Below are 23,894 nucleotides of genomic sequence, written 5' to 3'. Positions count from 1 at the left end.
GCAGTTATCAGTTAAGGCACTCCCAGCACCGGCATTTTCAGGCGGGGATAATGATTTCGTCCCCTGCCCTACGTTCTATCAATAAGCGCCGTCGCGTTTTAGTACGACACCCACCGTCTTAAACAAGATCGCAATGTCATTCCACAGCGACCAGTTTTTGACATACCACGAATCGAAATAGACGCGCGTTTCATAATCAACGTCGTTACGACCGCTCACCTGCCACAATCCCGTCATGCCTGGCTTCGCCATCAGGTAATAATCAACATCACCGGCATAACGGCAGAGTTCATCTTCAATCACCGGACGTGGCCCCACTAAACTCATGTCACCCCGAACGACGTTCCACAGCTGCGGCAGCTCGTCCAGGCTGGTTTTACGGATAAAGTGGCCAACTTTGGTGATACGTGGGTCATTCTTCAGTTTGAAATCTTTATCCCACTCGGCGCGCGCGACCGGATCTGTTCGCAGCACTTCTTCCAGCACCTCTTTCGAGTTGATAACCATCGAGCGGAATTTCAGGCATTTGAACTTACGACCGTTCATACCCACGCGTTCGTGACCATAGATTGGCGGGCCACCGTCGCGTCCAACCATAAAGCCGAGCACCAACAGCGCGGGCGACAACGCAATAATGATGCCGAGTGCGCCAACGATATCGAAAGCACGTTTCAAGAAGCGCGAGGTGCGTTTCGCCAGGTTGTTGTTAACACGCAAAATCATCACTTCATGGCTAAAGATGTAGGCCATATCGGTGCCGTAAAGCGGTACACCACGCAGGGTGGGGATGACTGAAACCGAACGACAATTGTGCATTGCCAACATTTTCAACCAGTTGTCACGATGCTGACTTTGCTCAAACTCCACCGCGACGATGAACTGGGTTTCACTATTCGTTAGCTGCCATAGCTCTTGTTCGTTGTGCAGGACGGGGATGCCAGAGATGCTGGCCTGCGGGCAGCTCCCATCCACGTCGAAGAAGGCAATCACATCAAATCCCATCACCTCTTCACTCTGCAGCGCCTGCCAGGCTTCCTGTGCATTTCGATTGCTGCCGATGATGATGGTTTGCTTTTTCCACATACCGAAATGATTCAGTACGCGTTTAGAAATGGCACGTGCGACGGGAATCAGAATCAATGCCAGAATCCATGTCATCACCCAAACAAAACGCGACATCTGCCATTGCGACAATGCTGAAATTGACAAGTCGATGACAGAAAAAATAAGAATGGTACGAAAGATCTCTTTCAACTCGAACCAGAATGGCTTGCGATAGGTATAATGACGCAGGCGAACCCAGAACCAGCCTGTACAAATAATCGATAGACAGACATGGGTGGCGATTTTTAAATTCAGGTACTTTTCAGAAATATCTGCCAGTGGAGAATCTGTGAACGAATTAATCAGCGCCAGAGCAATAAACAATGCCGCGTTGAAACAAATTAAATCCGAACACGCCAGTAAAATTTTCGTCAGGAGACTTTTATATGTAATTTCTTTATCGCGCATATTTAACTCTTTTATTTTATTTCCTTAATCCCTAACGCCTCAACCCTGTGTAATAAACGAGCGATATATCCACTGCAATTGGTGAGGCAATCTGCGGCGATCTTTAAGGTTCTACGCCAATTCGCTCTTTAGTAAAGCCAAAGAATTGTCATAAACACCAACAGATTAGTCTGACTTCCCTTGCCACCATCCCAGACATGATTAAACAAAGAAACGCACTTCAGGAACGCTACCGCCCTTGGCTATCGCTGCCAATACCGCTATACACATCTATTTTCATCGCAAGTAGTGAGATTATTCTTAGCCAATGACTGGCTTATCTCGTACTCGATCACAATTCACAACATTAAGGAGCAAAACAGCGCGCTAATAACAGCATTGGCGCAGATATTTACTAACACGTTGCTATACTAGTTATTACTGGCTTGTTTACAAGTAGGCCCCGTGTTCCCTGCACTATTTTAGGAAAAAGACTACCAGCCAAAAGTATTGATACCATCCCTTTCGGCCCTTTCCTGCTTCAAATTCAGATTAATTCGATACTCACCTTCAAGTAGTTCGCATTAAAAACGTACGCTTATCCGTGAAGAGAAGAATAAATAGTGATAATCGTATGACCGGGATGTTTATCCATACTTTCTTCACCTCGGACAGAGGTAACCTCTCAGAATAAGCCTAAACACTGAAACAATTGGGCGGGCTGGGGGCTGTCGCCTATTTGTACCTTGAGTGTCGATTAACTATCATCAGACAAAACGCATTTTCAGACATTCAGGTGATGAAAGCATGATGGAGTGGATCCTTGATCCGTCGCTCTGGGCAGGATTAGTCACGCTAATCGTTCTCGAGCTGGTGTTGGGCATTGATAACCTGGTTTTTATTGCCATTCTGGTTGAAAAATTACCCGCGACGGTGCGCGACCGCGCCCGTGTGATTGGGTTGCTGCTAGCGTTGGTGATGCGCCTGCTACTGCTGGCGTCGCTTTCATGGCTGGTAACCTTGACGCAACCGCTGTTTACGCTGTGGCAGCACAACTTCAGCGCACGCGATCTGCTGCTGCTCGCCGGTGGCTTTTTTCTTCTCTATAAAGCCACTACCGAACTAAACAGTCGGCTGGAAGGCGGTGATGAAGAGGAAGGTCAAAGTAAGAACGGTGCGAAATTCTGGCCAGTAGTGGCGCAAATCGTGGTGCTGGATGCCATCTTCTCGCTGGATGCCGTGATTACCGCGGTAGGAATGGTGAACGAGCTACCAGTGATGATGGCAGCAGTGACGGTGGCAATATTGCTGATGCTGCTGGCGAGTAAACCACTGACCCGCTTTGTGAACAGCCATCCCACCATTGTGATTCTTTGCTTGAGTTTTCTGCTGATGATCGGCTTTAGTCTGGTCGCAGAGGGACTGGGCTTCATTATCCCAAAAGGTTATCTCTACGCGGCAATTGGTTTCTCCATTCTGATTGAGATGTTTAATCAGATGGCACTGTTTAATCGTCGTCGCTATCTCACTGCCGGTCGTCCGCTACGTCAACGCACCTCCGAAGCGGTGCTGCGTATTCTTCGTGGTGAAGCGCAACGCGCTGAACTGGATGCCGATACCGCCTCCTTACTCAGTGATAACGAAGAAGGTGCACTGTTTAATCGTCAGGAACGCCGCATGATTGCGCGCGTGCTGGGGTTAGGCCAGCGCCATATCAGCAGCATTATGACCTCACGCCACGATATTGAGCATATCGACCTCAGTGAAGATCCCGCGGCGATCATGGCGAAGCTCGACAGCAACCAGCATACCCGCATTCTTGTCACGGAACGGGGTCAGGACCCCCTTGGCGTGGTACATGTGATAGACCTGCTGCATCAGTCGCTGCACAGCCATTCACTGGATTTACGTTCGCTGGTGCGCCAGCCGCTGATTTTTCCAGAGCGACTTACATTGCTACAGGCGCTGGAGCAGTTTCGTCACGCCCGCACACATTTCGCCTTTGTGGTGGATGAGTTCGGGTCTGTTGAAGGCGTGGTGACGCTTAGCGATCTGATGGAAACTATTGCGGGCAATCTGCCGAATGAAGGTGAAGAGATTGATGCACGCTATGATATTCAGCCACTGCCGCACGGAGGGTGGCTGGCGAATGGTCACATCCCGCTGGAAGATTTAGCCGCCTATGTGCGTTTGCCGCTGGATGAGAAACGCAATTACCACACGCTGGCAGGATTGCTGATGGATAGCCTGCAACACGTGCCCGAAGAGGGCGAAGAGCTGCAGGTGGGCGATTATTTACTGCGTACGTTGCAGGTGGAGAACCATCGGGTGCAGAAGGTGGAGATTGTTCCCAGTTCCGAGATTGCGCAATAAATTGCGCCGCTACAGACGGTGCGGACATTGGATTCCGTTTCTGCTCACCGTCGCGGCGCGATTCATCGCATTGTGCCGCCACTTAAGCCAATGAGTGCGTATTTAACCCGGTACGCATGAATGCGCACCCTACGAAAACCGCACCGAACAATGTAGGGTCGCCATTCATGGCGACCGAAACACAATGATATGACAAGCTTTACACGATTTATCGCGCGCTGGTTAAGGCTGTTTCGCTGGCGGTTGGCGGTCCAGCCACTCGTTCAGACGCGATTTGGCCTCGCTCTGCATCTGCTGGCGCACCACATCATCCACCGGCAGCGAGTACTGCAGATTATTCCAGCCGCCATACATGCGTAATGGAATGGCCTGGTCATTCAGCAGGCCGGCCAGTTTGTCATCGCCCTTCCAGCCGCGCAGCATCATATTAATGGTCACATCAAGCTGCTGATTCACCATGTCAATACTGCCTTTGGTCTGAACTGCCAGTCGGCTGCTGCCACCCTGCAAGTCAGGCATCACAATCTTGCCTTGCTTCAGGCTAACGCGTCCGCTGAGTTGCTGAATGCCCTGGTCGTCGGTCTCATCGTTACTCACGCGATTGCTGACGCGCGCCACGGCACGCCGTACCATCTGCTGCAAATTCAGTTGCGCCAGTTGTAGATTAGTGGCTTCCAGTTCCGCATCACCCTGCCAGTTGCGTTTAGCTTCTTCAATACTCAAGCCTGCACCGCTGAGATTACCTTTGAGCGAAACCGTCCCTTGCAGGCTTTCTGGCAGTTCAAGGGCTTTCATCAGAGGCGCAAGGGCGATGTTTTCTATCTCAGGCTGCAGCGCCACTTGGGTGACTGGCTGGCGAATGTCCACCGAACCCGGTAGCGAGAAGTGCCCATCGCCCATTTTTCCTTGCAGCTTGTTCAGCGTCATCAGACCTTCCTGATTGCTGGCATCAATTTGCAGATTGCTGAGTGTCAGGCCACGCCATACGCTGTTGTCGGCGTTCAAGTTCAACGTCAGGTCCATCAGATTGAGGGGAGAATCGGCATTTTCTCGGGAGCGAGGCTCGGCGATAACCGGTGTGCGGGTCACACTCGCATGTTGTGCAGTGCTGCTATCACTGGCAGGCGCGCTGGCCATCAGGTTATCAAGATTGAGTGTGGTGGCGTGCAATGACAGGTTAAGTTGCTGTGGCAGCGTTAAGCGCCCTTCCGCACTGCCATCCAACGTGCTGTCGTTGGCCGTCAACTGCACCTTCTGTAAAGAGAACTGCTGCTTATCACCGTTCCACTCTCCCTGACCGCTCAACGTGCCCTTGATACCCTGCGGTGGCAGGTTGGCGCCATCCAGCGTGTAATCCATTTCATCCAGTTGGCCCACCAAACGATGCGGATATTGCGCCACATTCATCTGGCCTTTGAGATTGACGCTGACATTACGTTGGTTGCGCGAAATGCGCGTAGCGAGTTCGATGCTGGCGTTTTTGCTGGCATCCTGGTCCAGAGAGAGATTTAAATTACGGAAATTGTACTCTTCACCACCTGATTGTTGCCAAATCAGTAAGCTATCAGCGAGGCGTAGTTTGCCGATATCGAATGACCAGCGTTATTCGTACTACTAACGGGTTCGGCATCGCTCGGGCCCACCGGCGACCCACTGGTTTTTTGCGCAGCACTATCCGGCGTGGCACGGATCACCGCGTTTTTAAGCATCACCTGACTGACACTCAGCTGATGTGACAGCAGTGGCCACAGATTGACATCAAGACGCATGTTCTCCGCGGTGACCATAGGTTGACTGGCCCCTGGAGCCGTCAGGCTCATACGGCCGGCGAGGATACTGAGTTGCGGCCAGACGTGCCAGCGCAGGTCGCCACTCACTTCAAGCTGATAACCACTGCGCTGTTCTACCTGCTGTACCATATAGGTACGAAAGTCGTTGGGATTGACCAGCAATACCAGTGCCGTCATACCCGCTACGACCACCACTAATAGAATGGCCAGCGTTGTTATCACTCTTCTCATAGTCCCTCATCACCCTGTTACTTCAAGCTACAGCGGCGTTGGCTGCGCTCATTCACCCCGTCACTGACTTGTGCAAGCTCAAGGGATTCACTCTCTTGCCGCCTTGCTGCATCTCGAATTAATCAAGCGAACATCAATCTTTGTCGATGCGACTAGCATCAGCGCCTTGCTGGCCACGATATTTGGCATCTTCGCGGCGGTTGTAAGGCCGGGCAGCTGGGCCAGAAAGAGGCTCAAAACTTAACGCACCAATCAACATACCCGGACGTAGCGCTAACGGCAGCTTACCGGAATTGTAGAACTCCAATACAATGCGCCCTTGCCAACCGGGATCGATACGGTGCGCGGTCACATGCACCATCAAACCCAAACGTGCCAGCGAAGAGCGACCATCTAACCAGCCCACTAAATCATCAGGGATGGTGACAGACTCCAGCGTCACTGCCAGTGCGAGCTCGCCAGGATGCAGGAAGAAGGCTTCTCCTTCTGGCAGCACAATCTCGTCGCTCATTACGCGATCCAATGCCGCACTGACTTCGTGTTTTGGACCACTCAAATCAATAAAAGGTGCGGTGTGGCCGCTGAAGGTGCGGAACTGATTACCCAAGCGCACATCCACGGTGGCGCCATTAATACGTTCAACCGGTGGACGAGGTTCAATCGCCAACTTACCGTTGTCGAGCCAAGCTTCAATATCGCGATCGCATAATCTCATCGCTGGTACTCCATGATCTAAGTGTAGCGAAAGGTCGCCACTGTTGTGACAACCTCAACGCGTCACGTCCATCCGGACGCAGTAAATTCAAAGGTATTGGTTGATTTTGGCCTTGAGGATATCAATCGCGATACGGTTTTTTCCGCCGCGCGGCACAATGATGTCGGCGTACTGCTTTGAAGGCTCGATAAATTGCAGGAACATCGGACGTACCGTTTTCTGATACTGGCTCATCACGGAATCCATTGAACGTCCGCGCTCATTCACATCACGCTTCATACGGCGCATCAGGCAGATATCCAGTGGTGTATCAACGAATATGGAGAAATTCATCTCCTGACGCAGACGCGAATCTGTCAGCAACAGGATACCTTCAAGAATAATAACTTTCTTAGGTTTCAGGTGAATGCAGTCAGTGGTGCGGGTATGTTCGACATAACTGTAGACGGGCAATTCGATATCCTGGCCTGCTTTCAGGGCACGGAGATGCTGCAACAGCAAGTCGTGGTCCATGGCGCTGGGATGGTCATAGTTGGTTTTCACCCTCTCTTCCATGGTGAGGTGGCTCTGATCTTTATAGTAGGCATCTTCGGGGATCACACCGATATGCTCGTCACCGACCTGGTCACGGATTTCACGATAGAGCGTGCTGGCGATAAGACTTTTTCCGGATGCGGATGCACCTGCAATGCCAACGATCACGCACTGATGAGACTTGTCAGTCATACTTTTTTAAGACCTGATAACTGGAGCCAATTGAAGCAGACACTGCAATAGGCCGAATGAGAGGGTTAGTTGGCGGCAATTATAGGTATTTCACCGATGTGATTCCAGTGAAATGGACCAGCGGCTTTTCAGATTATCCCCTTTTGCAGCCAGACGCTTAATCGATACACTGTTTATCTGCCCATGTTGTGCGCGACAAGGGTTGACTCAATAAAACCCAAGGAAAAATATGAGTTGGATAACCCTGACCTATTTTGGTGACAGCATGTTGCTGATCCCGACCGCAGTGATCATCGCATTGGTATTACCGTGGAAAAGTGACAATCGCCACACCGTCTGGTATTGGCTGCTGGCTTTTGGCCTGGCTGGCCTGTTTGTCAGCCTCTCCAAAATACTGTTTCTCGGCTTTGGCATTGGTAGCGCCAGATTTAATTTCACCGGTTTCAGCGGCCACAGTGCGATGTCGGCCACCCTCTGGCCGGTGATGATGTGGCTGGTGTCAGGTCGCTTCCCGGCTTTCTGGCGTAGCATGACTATTGGCATCGGCTATCTCATTCCGATGATGGTTGGCCTGTCACGCCTGGTGATCCACGCACATTCCGTTAGCGAAGTAATCGCGGGGTTGATGCTGGGCTTCACCCTCAGCAGTGCATTCCTGGTCACGCAGCGCCGCACGGCGTTGAAAGGCTTTAGCCTGGCACAAGTGTGTGTCGCGCTGTTACTGCCGGTCGTCTTAATGGGACACGGCCGCGTGGCCACCACGCAGCAATTCCTGGAACGTTTCTCTGCCAATATCGCGGGGCTGGAAAAGCCTTATACACGCGCAGACCTGTTTCGCCCTTAGGGCTTTTGCCTCCCAGCAACAGTAGATTTCTGCGCAGACATCTTATTGAGATGTGCTAGCATGCAAAGCAGAGAATGATTGGCGCATTTTTCGTCGTGTAACGGATGCGCGCTGCTGGATTCGTGCATGACCCTTGAGATATTGACCTCACAGGATAGATCACAAAGAAAATGGCTGAACGCCCTGCTGCTGGGGGTTTTAGCCTTTTTATTGACGTTATTTTGCCTGGAACTCATTGTTATCAGCGGGCGTATTTCCCCGCTTTGGTACTCCACTGCCCTGATGACAGTGGTGGTGTTTCGTGCGCCCTCAAAACACGTGCCCTTACTGCTAATCAGTTGTGTCGTGGGCACCGCATTAGCCAATCTGATTGTCATTGGCCCGGCACTGAGCAATGTCAAATTCGCCATTTTAAATATGGTGCAAGCCATTCTTGGCGGTTTGATGTTGCGCGCTCTCCTGCGTCGCCACGCTCCCCTAAATTCACTGCTCGACTGGGTGCGTTTTGCCGTCTGCGCAGGATTAATCGCACCGCTGCTGGGCGGGGTGGTGGCCGTATGGATGTTGCATGTTGGTCACCGCGCCTCCCTGCCCTTTTTCTCTACATGGGTGATTTCCGAAGTGATTGGCGTACTGGCCTTTGGCCCGGTGTTATTACTGTGGCCTAATAAGCCACTGCGCCAACTGATTGCCCCCGGCCGCCAACTGGAAACGTTACTGACGCTGGTCGTCACGCTGCTCGCCAGCTACTTATCGCTCCGGTTTCTGCCTTGGCCCTTTACCTTTATCGTCGTCATCCTTTTCTGGTGTGCGGTATGGCTGCCAAAATTCGAAGCCTTCCTACTGTTCTTCCTAAACGCCAGTTTCATTTCCATTTTGCTCGCCTTTAACTGGATTAATCTGCCGCAAACCAGTTCCCTGCTGGGTCAGGTCACCACCTGGTTACCGTTTTTGTTGGTGTTGATTCCCAGCCACGTAATGGCACTGGTGATGGATGCGTTTCAACGCGAAAAACATCATATCAGCGAGAGCGAAACCCGCTTCCGCAATGCCATGGAGTACTCCGCTATTGGCATGGCCTTGGTCTCAACAAATGGCGGTTGGCAGCAGGTGAACCAGTCGCTCTGTCAGACCCTGGGTTACCCAGCAGAAGAACTGAAAAAACTGACTTTCCAGCAGATAACCCATCCTGACGATCTCGACAGCGACCTGCAGCAACTGGAACGGTTGGTGGCGGGTGAAATCATGACCTACACCATGGAGAAACGCTATTTCCGCAAAGATGGCGAAATCGTCTGGTCGCGGCTGACGGTATCAATGGTGCGCGATGCGCAGCTACAGCCGCTCTACTTCATTGCACAGATTGTCGATATTTCAGAACTCAAGCAGAGCGAGCAGGTTAACCGACGCCTGATGGAGCGCATTACGCTGGCCAATGAAGCCGGTGGCATTGGCGTGTGGGAATGGAATTTACTCACCGGTGAAATGTTGTGGGATAAGCGCATGTATGAACTGTTCGCGCTCGGACCGCATCAGGTGCCAACTTATGATGTGTGGTTGCATCTGTTGGATCCGTCAGAGCGTGAATCCGCCGCCCTGACCGTGCAACAAGCCATTGAACGTCGAAGTGCTTTCCATCTGGAATACCGAGTTAACTTGCCTTCCGGCTCACGCTTCGTGCGCACGGAGGCTAACCGCATTCTCAGCCAGGATGGGCAAATTGAACGCATGCTGGGGATTTGTCAGGACATTACCCCGCTACGCGCCCTCAACGAAGCGTTGTTCCAGGAAAAAGAGCGCATGGCTATCACCCTCGATTCCATTGGGGAAGCGGTGATCAGTACCGATGATGAAATGCGCGTGACCTTTATGAACCCGGTGGCTGAAACCTTGAGCGGCTGGACGCAGAGTAAAGCCGCGGGCGTCCCGATCACCGAGCTGTTGAATATCACGCGTGGTGCCAAGGGGCCGCGCGTTGAGAATCTTTTACTCTGTACGCTGCCTGATGAGAAAACTTCTCCCGATCTGGAAGCGGAGCTGGTACTGCACACACCGGAAGGTACGCAGGTCGAAATTCATTACAGCATTACGCCGTTGAAAACGTTGACGGGTGCCAGTATCGGTGCAGTGATGGTTATTCAGGATGTCAGTGAGTCACGCAAAATGATCAAGCGTCTGAGCTACAGTGCCTCACACGATATGCTGACGCGTCTGCCCAATCGCCACAGCTTTGAGCAACAGCTGAAACGGCTGGTGAATGATGCCGCAGCCAATAAAACCCAGCACGTGCTGGTGTTTATCGATTTGGACAAGTTCAAAGCGGTGAATGACTCTGCAGGCCACGCTGCAGGCGATGCGTTACTGCGCGAGCTGGCGGATCTGATGCAAAGGCACCTGCGCAGCAGCGATATGCTGGCACGCCTCGGCGGTGATGAGTTTGGGGTTTTGCTACCGAACAGCGACGTCGATCAGATGCGAGATGTCGTCCAACGCATCGTGACGGCGGTTAATGACCATACCTTTGTCTGGCAGGATCAGCCTTATCATGTCGGCGCCAGTGCCGGTGTCACTCAAATTGATCGGCACAATTGCATCAGTAATGTCGTGATGTCTCAGGCGGATGTCGCTTGCTACAGCGCGAAACATGCCGGGCGGGGTCAGTATCACGTTTACCAAGAAGTACAGATGTAATCACCACCCGCTTGTTGCCAGCCTGCGCTGGCTGCGCTAAAGTCGCACCCTTTTTTCTGGCATGGGGGATCACTATGTTTATCGGGTTCGATTACGGCACGGCCAACTGTTCCATCGCAGTGAGCGATAACGGCACACCGCGCCTGCTGACACTGGAGAAGGGTCAGCGCCTGCTTCCCTCCATGATTTGTGCGCCAACGCGCGAAGCGATCAGTGAATGGCTGCATCGTCATCATCAGGTGCCAACACCGGACAGTGAAGGCACGGCGTTATTACAACGCGCACTGCGTTTTAACCGCGAAGAGGATATCGAAGTCACGCCGGGCAGCGTGCAATTCGGACTTACCGCGCTGCAACAATATATGGTTGATCCGGAAGACGTGTGGTTCGTGAAATCACCGAAGTCTTTCCTCGGCGCCAACGGCCTTAAGCCACAGCAAATCGCCTTCTTTGAAGATCTGGTGTGCGCCATGATGCTGCACATTCGCCAGCAGGGTGAAACGCAACTGGATCGCCCGATTGAGCAAGCGGTGATTGGTCGTCCGATCAACTTCCAGGGCCTCGGCGGTGAAGACGCCAACCAACAGGCACAGGGCATCTTGCTGCGTGCCGCGAAACGCGCAGGCTTCCGTGACGTTGAATTCCAGTTTGAGCCGGTGGCGGCAGGGCTGGACTTTGAAGCCACGCTGGATAAAGAGACGCGCGTGCTGGTGGTGGACATCGGCGGTGGCACCACCGACTGTTCAATGCTGTTGATGGGGCCTGAATGGCGTAATAAAACCGATCGTCGTGAGAGCCTGCTGGGCCACAGTGGTTGCCGCGTAGGCGGTAACGATCTGGATATTATTCTGGCGTTCAAAACGTTGATGCCACTGCTTGGACTTGGCGGTAATACGCAAAAAGGCACCGCCCTGCCAGCACTCCCGTGGTGGAATGCGGTCGCGATCAACGATGTTCCTGCACAAAGCGACTTCTATTCAGCCGCCAGCGGCAAATTGCTGCGCGATTTGATTCGTGATGCTGAGGAAGGGGACAAAGTCGCGCACCTGCTAAAGGTGTGGCAGCAGAAGCTCAGCTATCGGCTGGTACGCGCAGCGGAAGAAAGCAAAATCGCGCTGTCCGAATTGAAGCAAACCGACGCTTCACTGGCATTTATCGCCCAGTCACTGCAAGCAGACATCAGCGCCACGCAGTTGGAAGAAGCCATCAACCAGCCGCTGGAACGTATTCTTGAGCAGGTGCATCTGGCACTGGCAACCTGTGAAACTAAGCCTGAAGTGATTTATCTGACGGGCGGCAGCGCACGTTCTCCAGTACTGCGAGCCGCGTTGCAGCAAGCATTACCTGATACCCCCATCGCCGGTGGCGATGACTTCGGATCGGTTACCGCAGGTCTGGCGCGTTGGGCCGAGGTGATGTTCCGTTAACCGGGTTGGCGGCGTGATTCATCATGCATTTTGGTAGCGGTGCAAATCATCATCCATTTTGGTAGTGGCGCAAATCATCATGCATTTTGGTAGCGGCGCAAATCATCATGCATTTTGGTAGCGGCGCGATTCATCGCGCTGACTAAAAGCGGCTGTATCGCTCACTGATGAGCAACAAATTGCGTCGCAGCTTTAAGCGATCTGAAAAAAATGGCGGCCTGTCTGGCCGCCATTTTTCGTTTGCATCCGCGAATCAGAAATTGATGTTCGCCGCGATGCCACCCACAAATGCATCTTTCACTTCACTCACTGCACCCGGTGCCACCACATACTGCAGATTAGGACGCAGTTGCAGCCACTTGGTCAGCTGAGCGTTGTAATAGATCTCGTAGTTATATTCCGAGCCATCCTGAATCGGCAGATAAGTTGGGCTGTTGAAGTCGGTTTCGCCGTTCGCATTGTTCTGTTCACGCAGCGAGCGAGTATAGGCGCTATTGACGTGAATACGTGCGGCACCGACACCAATCTCATCCTGTGGACGTGCATCAAACGGTCCTTTCCAGGTGAAGCTAATCGACTGGTAATTATCGGTTTTTGACGTTTTATGGTCATTCATCACCGCTTGGACTGTCACACCCAAACCACGGCTGGCATCGCCGCCTTGCGCGGTCAGCTGTTGTTGTAACAACACATAGCCGCCGTAAGCGTGATCCTGGCTCTGGTAGGCGCCATCGCGCCAGCTTCCGTAGTTATCGCCATTGGCTGATGAATAGTAATAACCGATGCGGTAATTGCCCGGCAGTTTGTCAGCACCAAAGGTCGGTTTCCAACCCAATTCAACCGGCACCAGGTTGCCCTCAGAGTTGTTGGTATCGAGGCGGAAACCGTTACCGCTGTCGTAGTTGGCACTGTTCTGATTGTAGAAGCCCACCTGGAAGAACACTTCCGGGGTAATGTTGAACTTCACGCGACCGCCCCATTGCGACACTGGCCAGTTGAACCAGCGATCGCCACGCCAGTTACCCGCTTGGCCGCTACCAAAAGCGAGGTTCTGGAACTTACTGTCAAAGTTGTCGAAGTCTTCACCGACAGTAACGCGACCCGCTTTTAGGTCAACGACATCGTTAAACAGCCCTTTACGCAACCAGAACTGCGTCAGACGCCAGGTTTGGCCACGACCATACACCTCCTGCACGGATGAAAGCATACCGGTGCGGCGGTCAGCCACCTGATCGGAAATGTTCTGCCCATTACGGTCGGTAATGGTCATCTGGAATTCTGCATCCTGCCAATTCAGCAGTTTTTCCAAGTCAAAGTTTGCGCCAAACGCCCATTGGTCGCTGTAACGCATTGACGTGTTTTTATCAGAGCCGCCGCCCAGGTTAGACGCGCTTTCCATGGTGTAATTGACGTCAAATTTAATCCCATCATTTTCCAACTGCGTTCGGTAACCTCCCCAGTCACCAAACATATAGGGTGAGTCATAGCTAAATGCATCGGCTGCCATTGCAGACGCACTCAGCATCGCAAACATCAGGGTTCCCGCTGCCAGGCGGGGCATATGCTGCACTGCTTTTAATCTGTTCATGATCATTATTCTTTTGTGAGTTATCGGAAAGGATCGAACAGAGGATAGTGCTGGGGATATGTCAACTTTTGCAAATATGTGCGCAGTGAACAACGGGGTGATAGTTAATTAACGCAATTGTGACAATGGTCTATGAATGAATATTTTTTTACATGAATGGCATTTTTTGCATGTCAAAAAACTAAAACGTACCGGGGCGCCGCAGCGCCCCGTTAACTTTACGCTTTGCTGGCACTGGCCAACTCTTCGATTTCTTGCTTACTGAGCTCAAGCTCGGTGGCTTTGACCAGATCATCAATCTGTTCCAGCGAAGTGGCACTCACAATCGGTGCCGTGATGCTTGGACGAGCAATTTGCCATGCCAGCGCCACTTGAGTGGCCGACGCATCATGCGAAGCCGCGACATCCTCTAACGCTTCAATGATGCGTTTGCCGCGCTCATTGAGATACTTATCGACAATTCCCTGCCCGCGCTTGCTTTTGCTGGCATCGGAAGGCTTCTTGTATTTACCGCTGAGGAAACCGCTGGCAAGCGAATAATAGTTGATCACACCCAAGCCATTTTTTACCGCCACTTGCTCTAGCCCGTTTTCGTACTCTTGGCGGTCATACAAATTGTATTCCGGCTGCAAGGTCTCATAACGCGCCAGCCCCTCTTTCTTGCTGATATCCAGTGCTTCCTGCAGGCGTTTCGCGTTGTAGTTGGAAGCGCCAATTGCGCGCACTTTGCCCTCCTTGATCAACGAATCAAAGGCTTTCAGGGTCTCAACCAGCGGGGTATCTTCATCATCTCGGTGTGCCTGATAAAGATCGATGACGTCAGTTTGCAAGCGGCGCAAGGAATCTTCCACGGCCTGACGAATGTAGACCGGTTTCAGACCGGTTTTCTCGGGTGACAGCTCCATACCCACTTTGGTTGCCAGCACAATGCTGTCACGCTTACCGCTCTTCTTCAGCCACTTACCGATGATGGTTTCCGATTCTCCCCCTTCGTTACCCGGTGCCCAACGCGAATACACATCCGCGGTATCAATGAAGAACAATCCCTTCTCCACCAGCGCATCAAGCAGCGAAAAAGAGGTCTTTTCGTCTACCGTCCAGCCAAAAACGTTGCCGCCAAAAGTGAGAAGTGGAACCTGAATACCACTGTCGCCAAGCTGACGGGTTTTCTGTTGACTCATTTTGTTCTCCTTATTGAAACGAGACATGACTGCTTTTGAGCTTAGCAAAGGAAATCGCTGCGCTTATGCCTTTTCCTGCCAAAATGTTTACGTAATATGAATACTTAGCCCGCCCGGGACGATATTCTTATTTCCTTCAATTTCTGCCTGGATCGGGCGACTACAATGATTTCGTTTGCGAAACGGCCATTTTGTTTTCGCATTTGGGGAACATGAAACCGCTGGAGAGCAACAGAGCAATGAACAGCCGAATGAAAAAAAGCCTGATAACCGTTGTGGTGATTGCCGCACTCGCTGGCGGATATTACGGGTGGCAGCATCCAGCAGAACCGAGCAAACAACCGCAGGCGCAGGGCCAGCATCATGGCCGTGGCACCGGCGGGAACGGTGCGGGGCGTCGTCCTCTGGCACCGGTGCAGGCAGCCGCAGCCACAACCCAAAGCGTGCCCTATTTCCTCAGCGGCCTCGGCACGGTGACGGCAGCCAATACGGTTACCGTGCGCAGCCGCGTTGATGGACAACTGATGGCGTTGCATTTCCAGGAAGGCCAACAAGTCGCTGCGGGCGCGCTGTTAGCCGAGATCGATCCCCGTCCTTATCAAGTGGCTTTAATTCAGGCGCAGGGCCAGCTGGCCAAAGACCAGGCAACTTTGTCCAATGCACGGCGTGATTTGAGCCGTTATGAAAAACTGGCGAAAACCGCCCTGGTGTCGCAGCAAGACCTCGATACCCAGCGCGCGTTGGTCAGCGAAACGCTCGGCACCCTTAAAGCCGATGAAGGCAGCGTTGCCAGCGCGCAGCTCAATCTCACCTATAGCCGCATCACCGCGCCGATTTCTGGTCGTGTGGGATTGAAGCAGGTTGATGTCGGTAACTACATTACTTCTGGCGATACCACCGGTTTGGTGGTGATAACCGAAACCCATCCGATTGACGTGGTGTTCAGCGTCGCTGAGAACAACATTAGCCAGATCCTGAAAGCGCAGAAAAGTGGTCAACCGCTGATAGTTGAGGCTTGGGATCGCAGTAACAAAACCCTGCTCACCAGCGGCACTTTACTGAGTCTGGATAACCAAATTGATGCCACCACCGGCACCATCAAGCTGAAAGCGCGTTTTAATAATCAAGATGACACGCTGTTCCCCAACCAGTTTGTTAACGCGCGGCTGAAAGTGGATACGCTGCAAGATGCGGTAGTGATCCCCACCGCTGCCTTGCAGATGAGCAACGACGGTCACTTTGTCTGGGTCGTGAACAGCGACAACAAAGTGAGTAAAAAGCGTGTCACCGCAGGCTTGCAGGATAGCCAGAAAGTAGTGATTAGCGCCGGACTGCAAGCCGGTGATCGCGTGGTCACCGATGGTTTGGATCGCCTGACCGAAGGGGCTAGCGTTGAAGTGGTGTCGCCACAAAGCACCGCGACACACAGCACGCGCGCCGCCCAGCCTGCCCGTGGAGATCGTCAATAATGCAGGTGATGCCTCCAGACAGCAGCGGTGGGCCGTCGCGCCAGTTTATTCTGCGCCCGGTCGCCACTACGCTGCTGATGATTGCCATCCTGCTGGCGGGCGTGCTCGGCTATCGTTTTCTGCCGGTTTCCGCCCTGCCAGAAGTGGATTACCCGACGATTCAGGTGGTCACGCTCTACCCTGGCGCCAGCCGGATGTGGTGACATCATCAATCACCGCCCCGCTGGAGCGCCAGTTCGGCCAGATGTCAGGGCTGAAGCAGATGGCATCGCAGAGTTCAGGTGGTGCGTCAGTGGTCACGTTGCAATTCCAGCTCACCTTGTCATTGGATGTCGCCGAGCAGGAAGTGCAGGCGGCAATTAACTCCGCCACCAACCTGTTGCCGAGCGACCTGCCGAACCCGCCGGTGTACAGCAAGGTTAATCCTGCCGATCCCCCCATCATGACGCTGGCCGTCACCACCACCAGCATGCCGCTAACGCAGGTGCAGGACATGGTGGAGACGCGCGTGGCGCAGAAAATTTCGCAGGTCACCGGCGTCGGTCTGGTGACGCTATCCGGCGGGCAGCGCCCAGCGGTGCGCGTCAAAATGAACACGCAGGCTCTGGCAGCGCTGGGCTTGACCAGTGAAACGGTGCGCACTGCCATCACCAACGCCAACGTCAATTCCGCCAAGGGTAGCCTTGATGGCCCAACCCGCTCGATTACCCTGGCCGCCAATGACCAAATGACCTCCGCCGAGGATTACCGCAAGCTGATCATCAGCTACAACAACGGTGCACCGGTGCGACTGGGCGATGTCGCGACGATTGAACAAGGCGCGGAAAACAGTTGGCTCGGTGCCTGGGCTAACCGTCAGCAGGCGATTGTGCTTAACGTACAACGCCAGCCGGGTGCCAATATCATCGCCACCGCCGACAGCATTCGTGCGCTGTTGCCTTCACTCACCGCGACGCTGCCGAAGTCAGTGGATGTGAAACTGTTGACCGACCGCACCACCAACATCCGTGCCTCGGTTGCCGATACGCAGCACGAGCTGTTATTGGCGATGGGCTTGGTGGTGATGATCATCTATTTATTCCTGCGTAACGTGCCCGCGACTATCATTCCCGCCGTTGCCGTGCCGCTTTCGTTGGTCGGCACCTTCGCTGCGATGTATTTCCTTGGCTTCTCCATCAATAACCTGACGCTGATGGCGCTGACCATCGCCACCGGATTTGTGGTGGATGACGCCATCGTGGTGATTGAGAACATCTCGCGCTACATCGAGAAAGGGGAAAAGCCGCTGACTGCGGCGCTAAAAGGTGCCGGGGAAATCGGCTTTACCATTATCTCACTCACCTTTTCGTTGATTGCCGTGCTGATCCCACTGCTGTTTATGGGCGATGTGATTGGTCGCTTGTTCCGCGAATTTGCCGTGACCCTGGCGGTAGCGATTTTAATCTCCGCCGTGGTCTCATTGACGCTCACGCCAATGATGTGCGCACGCATGTTGAGTGCTGAGTCACTGCGTAAGCAGAACCGCTTCTCACGCGCCAGTGAAGCGATGTTTGATCGCATTATTGCCGGTTATGGCCGTTGGCTGACGCGCGTGTTGCAGCACCCGTGGATCACGCTGTCCGTGGCGCTGGGTACCTTACTGCTCACCGTATTGTTGTGGATTGCCATCCCGAAAGGCTTCTTCCCACAGCAGGACAACGGCATTATTCAGGGCACCTTGCAGGCACCGCAGTCCGTGTCCTACACCAGCATGGCGCAGCGCACCCGTGATGTGGCGTCGATCATCATGAAAGATCCGGCGGTGCAGAGTCTGACGTCATTTGTTGGCGTCGATGGCACCAACGCGGCACTCAACAGCGCCCGTTTGCAGATCAACCTTAAGCCGTTGAGTGAACGCGATGACCGCATTCCCGCGGTGCAGAAGCGCTTGCAGCAGGAGATCGATAAAGTGCCGGGCGTGTCGCTGTGGCTGCAACCGGTGCAGGATCTGACCATCGATACCCAGGCGAGCCGCACGCCGTATCAGTTCACGCTACAATCCGGCTCGCTGGAATCGCTCAGTATCTGGGTGCCCAAGCTGCTTGATCAACTCAGCACCTTGCCACAACTGCGCGACGTCAGCAGCGACTGGCAGGATCAAGGCCTCGAAGCGTTTATCCGTGTCGATCGCGACAGCGCCAGCCGGCTGGGTATCTCCATGGCCGATGTCGATAACGCGCTGTATAACGCTTTTGGTCAGCGTTTGATCTCCACCATTTACACCCAAGCCAACCAGTATCGTGTGGTGCTGGAGCAGAACAACGAACAAACGCCGGGACTTGCCAGCCTCGATGGTATTCGCCTCAACAGCAGCGGGGGCGGCAGCGTGCCGCTCAGTGCCATCGCGCAGGTGGAAGAACGCCATGCCGCGTTAAGTATCAACCATCTCGACCAGTTCCCTTCGGCCACCTTCTCGTTTGATGTCGCCGAAGGTTATTCGCTGGGCGAGGCGGTTAAGGCCATCAGCGCGGCAGAAGATCAGGTTGGCATGCCTGCTGAGATGATGACGCAGTTCCAGGGCAGCACGCTGGCCTTTGAAGCGGCGCTCTCCAGCACGGTTTGGTTGATTATCGCCGCCGTGGTGGCGATGTATATCGTGCTCGGCGTGCTGTATGAGAGCTTTATTCACCCTATCACCATACTCTCGACGCTACCCACTGCGGGCGTCGGCGCGCTGCTGGCGCTAATGCTGAGCGGCAACGAACTGGATATCATCGCCATCATCGGCATTATCTTGCTGATCGGTATTGTGAAGAAAAACGCCATCATGATGATCGACTTCGCACTGGCCGCCGAGCGCGAACAAGGCATGCCACCGCGTGAAGCCATTTATCAGGCCTGCTTACTGCGCTTCCGCCCCATACTGATGACCACCATGGCGGCCCTGCTCGGTGCCCTGCCGTTGATGCTGAGTACCGGTGTCGGCGCCGAACTACGTCGGCCATTGGGGATCGCCATGGTCGGCGGACTGGTTCTCAGCCAGGTACTGACGCTGTTCACCACGCCGGTGATCTATCTGCTGTTTGATCGTCTGGCTCACGCCACGCGCCGTCGCTTTAAGCGTTCTGAGGCGCAGCCGTGAAGTTCTTCGCGCTGTTTATCCATCGCCCGGTAGCGACCACGCTGCTGACGCTGGCCATCGCGCTGGCCGGTATTCTCGGCTTCCGCTTGCTGCCGGTCGCACCGTTGCCTCAGTTGGATTTCCCGGTGATCGTCATCTCCGCCTCGCTGCCGGGTGCGTCGCCTGAAACCATGGCCGCTTCGGTGGCGACACCGCTGGAGCGTTCTCTGGGGCGCATTGCGGGCGTGAGTGAGATGACTTCCACCAGCTCACTCGGCAGCACGCGTGTGATTTTGGTGTTCGATTTTGATCGCGACATCAACGGCGCGGCGCGTGATGTGCAAGCAGCGATTAACGCGGCGCAAAGCCTGTTGCCAACCGGGATGCCGAGCCGTCCTACCTATCGCAAAGCCAACCCGTCCGATGCGCCGATCATGATCCTGACGTTGACCTCGGACATTTATAATCCCGGTCAGCTGTATGATTACGCCTCAACCCAGCTGGCGCAGAAGTTGTCGCAGATTCAGGGCGTGGGTGATGTCACGGTGGGCGGGAGTTCACTGCCTGCGGTGCGCGTAGACCTCAATCCACAGGCACTGTTTAATCAGGGCGTATCGCTCGATGCGGTGCGCACCGCGATCAGCAACGCCAATCAACGTCGTCCACAAGGCGCGATTGATGATGTCCAGCAGCGCTGGCAACTACGCACCAACGATGAACTGCAAACCGCCAGCGTGTATCAGCCGCTCGTGGTGCATTACAACAACGGTGCGGCGGTCAGACTGAGCGATGTGGCTAACGTGCAGGACTCGGTGCAGGACGTGCGTAACGCCGGGATGACCAATGGCAAACCGGCGGTGTTACTGGTGGTGCGTAAGTCGCCGGATGCCAACATTATCGAAACGGTGGATCGCATCCGCAGTGAAATGCCGCTGCTGCATGAGGTGATCCCTGCGGCTATCGACCTGCAAATTGCCCAGGATCGTTCCCCGACCATTCGCGCCTCGCTACAGGAAGTGGAGCAGTCGTTAATCATCGCGGTGGTGCTGGTTATTTTGGTGGTGTTTGTGTTCCTGCGTGATGCTCGCGCCACGCTGATCCCCGCCGCCGCGGTGCCGGTTTCGTTGATCGGCACCTTTGCCGCCATGTATTTGTGCGGTTTCAGTCTTAACAACCTGTCGCTGATGGCGCTCACCATCGCCACCGGATTTGTGGTCGATGACGCCATTGTGGTGCTGGAGAATATTGCGCGCCACGTCGAAGCGGGCATGAAACCGCTGCAAGCGGCGCTGACCGGCGTGCGCGAAGTGGGCTTTACCGTGCTGTCGATGAGCCTGTCACTGATTGCGGTGTTCCTGCCGCTGCTGATGATTGGCGGCATCATTGGCCGCTTCTTCTCTGAATTCGCCATCACCCTGTCGGTGGCGATCCTGATTTCGCTGTTTATCTCTATCACCCTGACGCCGATGATGTGCGCCTACCTGCTGAAACCCCAGGAAAAGCGCAGCCAGCCGCGCACGCGCGGTTTCGCCAAAGTGATGCTGAAAGTACAAAACGGCTATGCGCGCTCGCTGGGTTGGGTGTTGAATCACGCCATCTGGGTGTTGATGGTGCTGCTCGCGACCGTGGGATTGACGGTGTGGTTGTTTATCTCCATTCCCAAAACCTTTATGCCTGAGCAGGATACTGGGCGGCTGAACGGTTTTATCTCGGCGGATCAGAGCATTTCGTTCCAGGCGATGCGCGGCAAATTGCAGGATTTCATGAACATCATCAAAGCCGATCCGGCTGTGGATAATGTGACCGGGTTCACTGGCGGATCGCGTACCAACAGTGGATCAATGTTCGTTTCCCTCAAGCCCCTGTCTGAACGCAGCGAAAGCGCCCAGGAAGTGATCGCCCGTTTGCGTACCAAACTGGCAAAAGAGCCAGGTGCCAACCTCTATCTCAACGCGGTGCAGGATATTCGCATTGGCGGGCGTGAATCCAACGCCAGCTATCAGTACAGCTTACTGTCGGATAACCTCGCCGATCTGCGCGAGTGGGAGCCGAAAATTCGCCAGGCGTTTGCCGCGCTGCCCGAACTGGCCGACGTCAACTCGGATCAGCAGGATAACGGCAGTGAAATGGACCTGACTTATGACCGCGAAAGCATGGCGCGACTCGGCATCGAAGTCTCAACCGCCAATGCGCTGCTGAATAACGCCTTTGGCCAACGCCAAATCTCCACTATTTATCAGCCGCTCAATCAGTACAAAGTGGTGATGGAAGTCGATCCGCGCTACACCCAAGATATCAGTGCGCTTGATCAGATGTTCGTGATCAACAGCGATGGCAAAGCGATTCCACTCAGCTGGTTTGCCAAATGGCAGCCTGCCAATGCGCCGCTGTCGGTGAACCACGAAGGGTTATCCGCTGCCTCGACCATTTCATTTAACCTGCCGGAAGGGGTGTCTTTATCCCAGGCTTCTGAAGCCATCGATCGTACCGTGACGGCGCTGGGCGTGCCTTCCAGCGTGCGCGGTAGCTTTGCCGGAACAGCGCAGGTGTTTCAGCAGTCCCAATCCAATCAGCTTTACCTGATGCTAGCGGCGATTGCGGCGGTGTATATCGTGCTAGGAATTTTGTATGAGAGCTATGTGCATCCACTGACCATTCTCTCTACCCTGCCCTCGGCCGGTGTCGGTGCGCTGCTGGCCTTGGAACTGTTTAACACGCCGTTCAGTTTGATCGCGCTGATTGGGATATTGCTGCTGATTGGCATCGTGAAAAAGAACGCGATTATGATGGTGGATTTCGCGCTGGAGGCGCAGCGCAACGGTAATCTTACAGCGCGTGATGCGATTTTCATGGCCTGCCAACTGCGTTTCCGCCCGATTCTAATGACCACGCTGGCGGCACTGTTTGGCGCCCTGCCGCTGGTGCTGACCAGCGGCGACGGAGCCGAACTGCGACAACCGCTGGGCATCACCATTGCCGGTGGCCTAGTGATGAGCCAGCTGCTGACGCTGTACACCACGCCGGTGGTGTACATGATGATGGATAAGCTGAGTCGGCGTAAAAAAAGGATATTGGTTACAGAATGATCATGCTATACACCCTTGCTACATAGCATAAAGCGAGTAAACTTTATCCAGTAACAACTAAGGAGGTTTATATGTCTCAAGGTACCGTGTTCACAAGCAATCGTACGCAAAATGTGCGTATTCCTGCTGACGTACGCTTTCCTGATAACGTGAAAAATGTCACGGTGCGTGCGATTGGTAAAGAGCGCATTCTCACCCCAATTGAAAACGCCTGGGATAGTTTTTTCCTCGATGGCCCCAGCGTAAGCGATGATTTCATGAATGAGCGTGCATCACAGGAGCAATCTGACAGGGAAGATTTTTAATGTATCGTTATATGCTGGACACCAACATCGTCATCTATGTCATTAAACGCCGCCCGATAGAGGTTTTAGAACGATTTAATGCCAACGTCGGGCGCATGGTCATCTCATCAATTACGCTTGCTGAACTCGTTCATGGCGCGGAAAAAAGCGCTTATCCGGAAAAGAATCTACGCACGGTTGAAGACTTCATTTCACGTCTGGACGTGCTCAGTTACGATCAAAAGGCAGCATTTCATTACGGCTCGATTCGCGCTGACCTTGAAAAGAAAGGCACGCCCATTGGTCTGAATGATTTGCACATCGCTGCACATGCGAGAAGTGAAGCTCTCACACTCATTACCAACAACCTGCGCGAATTTTCACGGGTAAACGGGTTAATCAGCGAAAACTGGCTTTAATACAACGGTACTCTCCATGAACTCGCAAAACGCCACCGTGCGCTGGCAGCTGTGGATCGTCGCCTTTGGCTTTTTTATGCAGGCGCTGGACACCACTATCGTCAATACCGCCATTCCTTCGATGGCGCGCGATCTCAATGTTAGCCCGCTCAATATGCATTCGGTGATCGTGTCTTACGTATTAACCGTGGCCATCACTTTGCCAATTAGTGGCTGGCTGGCGGACCGCTTCGGCGTGCGTAATATCTTCTTCTGCGCCATTGTGCTGTTTAGTATCGGCTCGGTACTCTGCGCCTTTTCCACCTCGCTCGATCAACTGGTGATGGCGCGTGTGGTGCAAGGCATCGGCGGTGCGATGATGGTGCCGGTGGGACGCTTAACGGTAATGAAAATCGTGCCGCGCGAGCAGTACATGTCGGCGATGACTTTTGTCACCACCCCTGGGCAAATTGGCCCGCTACTTGGCCAGCGCTGGGCGG

The 23,894-nt window shown here is 53.8% G+C and carries 14 protein-coding genes and 2 pseudogenes; 10 read left to right on the top strand and 6 right to left on the bottom strand.

Features of this window, described 5'->3' with window-relative positions:
- Window positions 1-78: 78 nt before the first annotated feature.
- The gene (gene wbaP / locus HA51_RS13645; RefSeq protein WP_084935028.1) at window positions 79-1,512 is read right to left on the bottom strand and encodes an undecaprenyl-phosphate galactose phosphotransferase WbaP; all 1,434 of its coding nucleotides are present in this window, start codon (window positions 1,510-1,512) and stop codon (window positions 79-81) included.
- A gap of 786 nt (window positions 1,513-2,298) precedes the next feature.
- Here wbaP and HA51_RS13640 point away from each other — a divergent pair.
- Window positions 2,299-3,864, top strand: a complete 1,566-nt coding sequence (locus HA51_RS13640) for a TerC family protein (RefSeq protein WP_084935027.1) — start codon at window positions 2,299-2,301, stop codon at window positions 3,862-3,864.
- 222 nt (window positions 3,865-4,086) lie between these two features.
- Here the strand turns inward: HA51_RS13640 and asmA are convergent.
- The 3 genes and pseudogenes from asmA to udk form a co-directional block, all read right to left on the bottom strand.
- Window positions 4,087-5,885 (bottom strand): annotated as a pseudogene (gene asmA, locus HA51_RS13635) (outer membrane assembly protein AsmA).
- A 133-nt stretch (window positions 5,886-6,018) separates the two neighbouring features.
- The gene (gene dcd, locus HA51_RS13630; protein WP_084935026.1) at window positions 6,019-6,600 is read right to left on the bottom strand and encodes a dCTP deaminase; all 582 of its coding nucleotides are present in this window, start codon (window positions 6,598-6,600) and stop codon (window positions 6,019-6,021) included.
- A gap of 87 nt (window positions 6,601-6,687) precedes the next feature.
- On the bottom strand, window positions 6,688-7,326 hold the full coding sequence (gene udk / locus HA51_RS13625; protein ID WP_084935025.1) for a uridine kinase: 639 nt from the start codon (window positions 7,324-7,326) through the stop codon (window positions 6,688-6,690).
- Window positions 7,327-7,555: 229 nt separating this feature from the next.
- Here udk and HA51_RS13620 point away from each other — a divergent pair, with 229 nt between their 5' ends.
- The 3 genes from HA51_RS13620 (at window position 7,556) to yegD (ending at window position 12,288) form a co-directional block, all read left to right on the top strand.
- The gene (locus HA51_RS13620; protein WP_084935024.1) at window positions 7,556-8,170 is read left to right on the top strand and encodes a phosphatase PAP2 family protein; all 615 of its coding nucleotides are present in this window, start codon (window positions 7,556-7,558) and stop codon (window positions 8,168-8,170) included.
- Window positions 8,171-8,296: 126 nt separating this feature from the next.
- A complete protein-coding gene (locus tag HA51_RS13615; RefSeq protein ID WP_084935023.1) occupies window positions 8,297-10,861 on the top strand; it encodes a diguanylate cyclase in 2,565 nt (854 codons plus the stop codon).
- 74 nt (window positions 10,862-10,935) lie between these two features.
- A complete protein-coding gene (yegD, locus tag HA51_RS13610; protein ID WP_084935022.1) occupies window positions 10,936-12,288 on the top strand; it encodes a molecular chaperone in 1,353 nt (450 codons plus the stop codon).
- A gap of 253 nt (window positions 12,289-12,541) precedes the next feature.
- Here the strand turns inward: yegD and HA51_RS13605 are convergent, their stop codons facing one another.
- Both HA51_RS13605 and HA51_RS13600 read right to left on the bottom strand, forming a co-directional pair.
- The gene (locus HA51_RS13605) at window positions 12,542-13,882 is read right to left on the bottom strand and encodes a carbohydrate porin (RefSeq protein ID WP_084935021.1); all 1,341 of its coding nucleotides are present in this window, start codon (window positions 13,880-13,882) and stop codon (window positions 12,542-12,544) included.
- A gap of 212 nt (window positions 13,883-14,094) precedes the next feature.
- Window positions 14,095-15,057 carry an aldo/keto reductase gene (locus tag HA51_RS13600; protein WP_084935020.1) on the bottom strand — a complete coding sequence of 321 codons (963 nt, stop codon included), beginning with the start codon at window positions 15,055-15,057 and terminating at the stop codon, window positions 14,095-14,097.
- A gap of 239 nt (window positions 15,058-15,296) precedes the next feature.
- On the opposite strand from HA51_RS13600, the gene HA51_RS13595 reads away from it, so the two are divergent.
- From HA51_RS13595 to HA51_RS13570, 6 genes and pseudogenes are all read left to right on the top strand, one after another.
- The gene (locus tag HA51_RS13595) at window positions 15,297-16,526 is read left to right on the top strand and encodes an MdtA/MuxA family multidrug efflux RND transporter periplasmic adaptor subunit (protein ID WP_084935019.1); all 1,230 of its coding nucleotides are present in this window, start codon (window positions 15,297-15,299) and stop codon (window positions 16,524-16,526) included.
- Window positions 16,526-19,647: pseudogene (locus tag HA51_RS13590) on the top strand (MdtB/MuxB family multidrug efflux RND transporter permease subunit). The gene HA51_RS13595 and the pseudogene HA51_RS13590 overlap by 1 nt, the downstream one beginning before the upstream one ends.
- The gene (gene mdtC, locus HA51_RS13585; RefSeq protein ID WP_084935018.1) at window positions 19,644-22,712 is read left to right on the top strand and encodes a multidrug efflux RND transporter permease subunit MdtC; all 3,069 of its coding nucleotides are present in this window, start codon (window positions 19,644-19,646) and stop codon (window positions 22,710-22,712) included. The pseudogene HA51_RS13590 and the gene mdtC overlap by 4 nt, the downstream one beginning before the upstream one ends.
- Before the next feature lie 71 nt (window positions 22,713-22,783).
- On the top strand, window positions 22,784-23,017 hold the full coding sequence (gene vapB, locus HA51_RS13580) for a type II toxin-antitoxin system VapB family antitoxin (protein ID WP_084935017.1): 234 nt from the start codon (window positions 22,784-22,786) through the stop codon (window positions 23,015-23,017).
- Window positions 23,017-23,415 carry a type II toxin-antitoxin system tRNA(fMet)-specific endonuclease VapC gene (gene vapC / locus HA51_RS13575; RefSeq protein ID WP_084935016.1) on the top strand — a complete coding sequence of 133 codons (399 nt, stop codon included), beginning with the start codon at window positions 23,017-23,019 and terminating at the stop codon, window positions 23,413-23,415. Before vapB ends, vapC begins: the two co-directional genes overlap by 1 nt.
- Before the next feature lie 16 nt (window positions 23,416-23,431).
- A partial coding sequence (locus HA51_RS13570; protein ID WP_139810685.1) for an MFS transporter occupies window positions 23,432-23,894 on the top strand: 463 nt, incomplete at its 3' end.

This window comes from Pantoea rwandensis, from assembly GCF_002095475.1.
Taxonomy (GTDB): Bacteria; Pseudomonadota; Gammaproteobacteria; order Enterobacterales; family Enterobacteriaceae; genus Pantoea; species Pantoea rwandensis.
The sequence above is the reverse complement of the archived record's forward strand: the minus strand, read 5'-3'. Positions and strand labels throughout refer to the sequence as shown.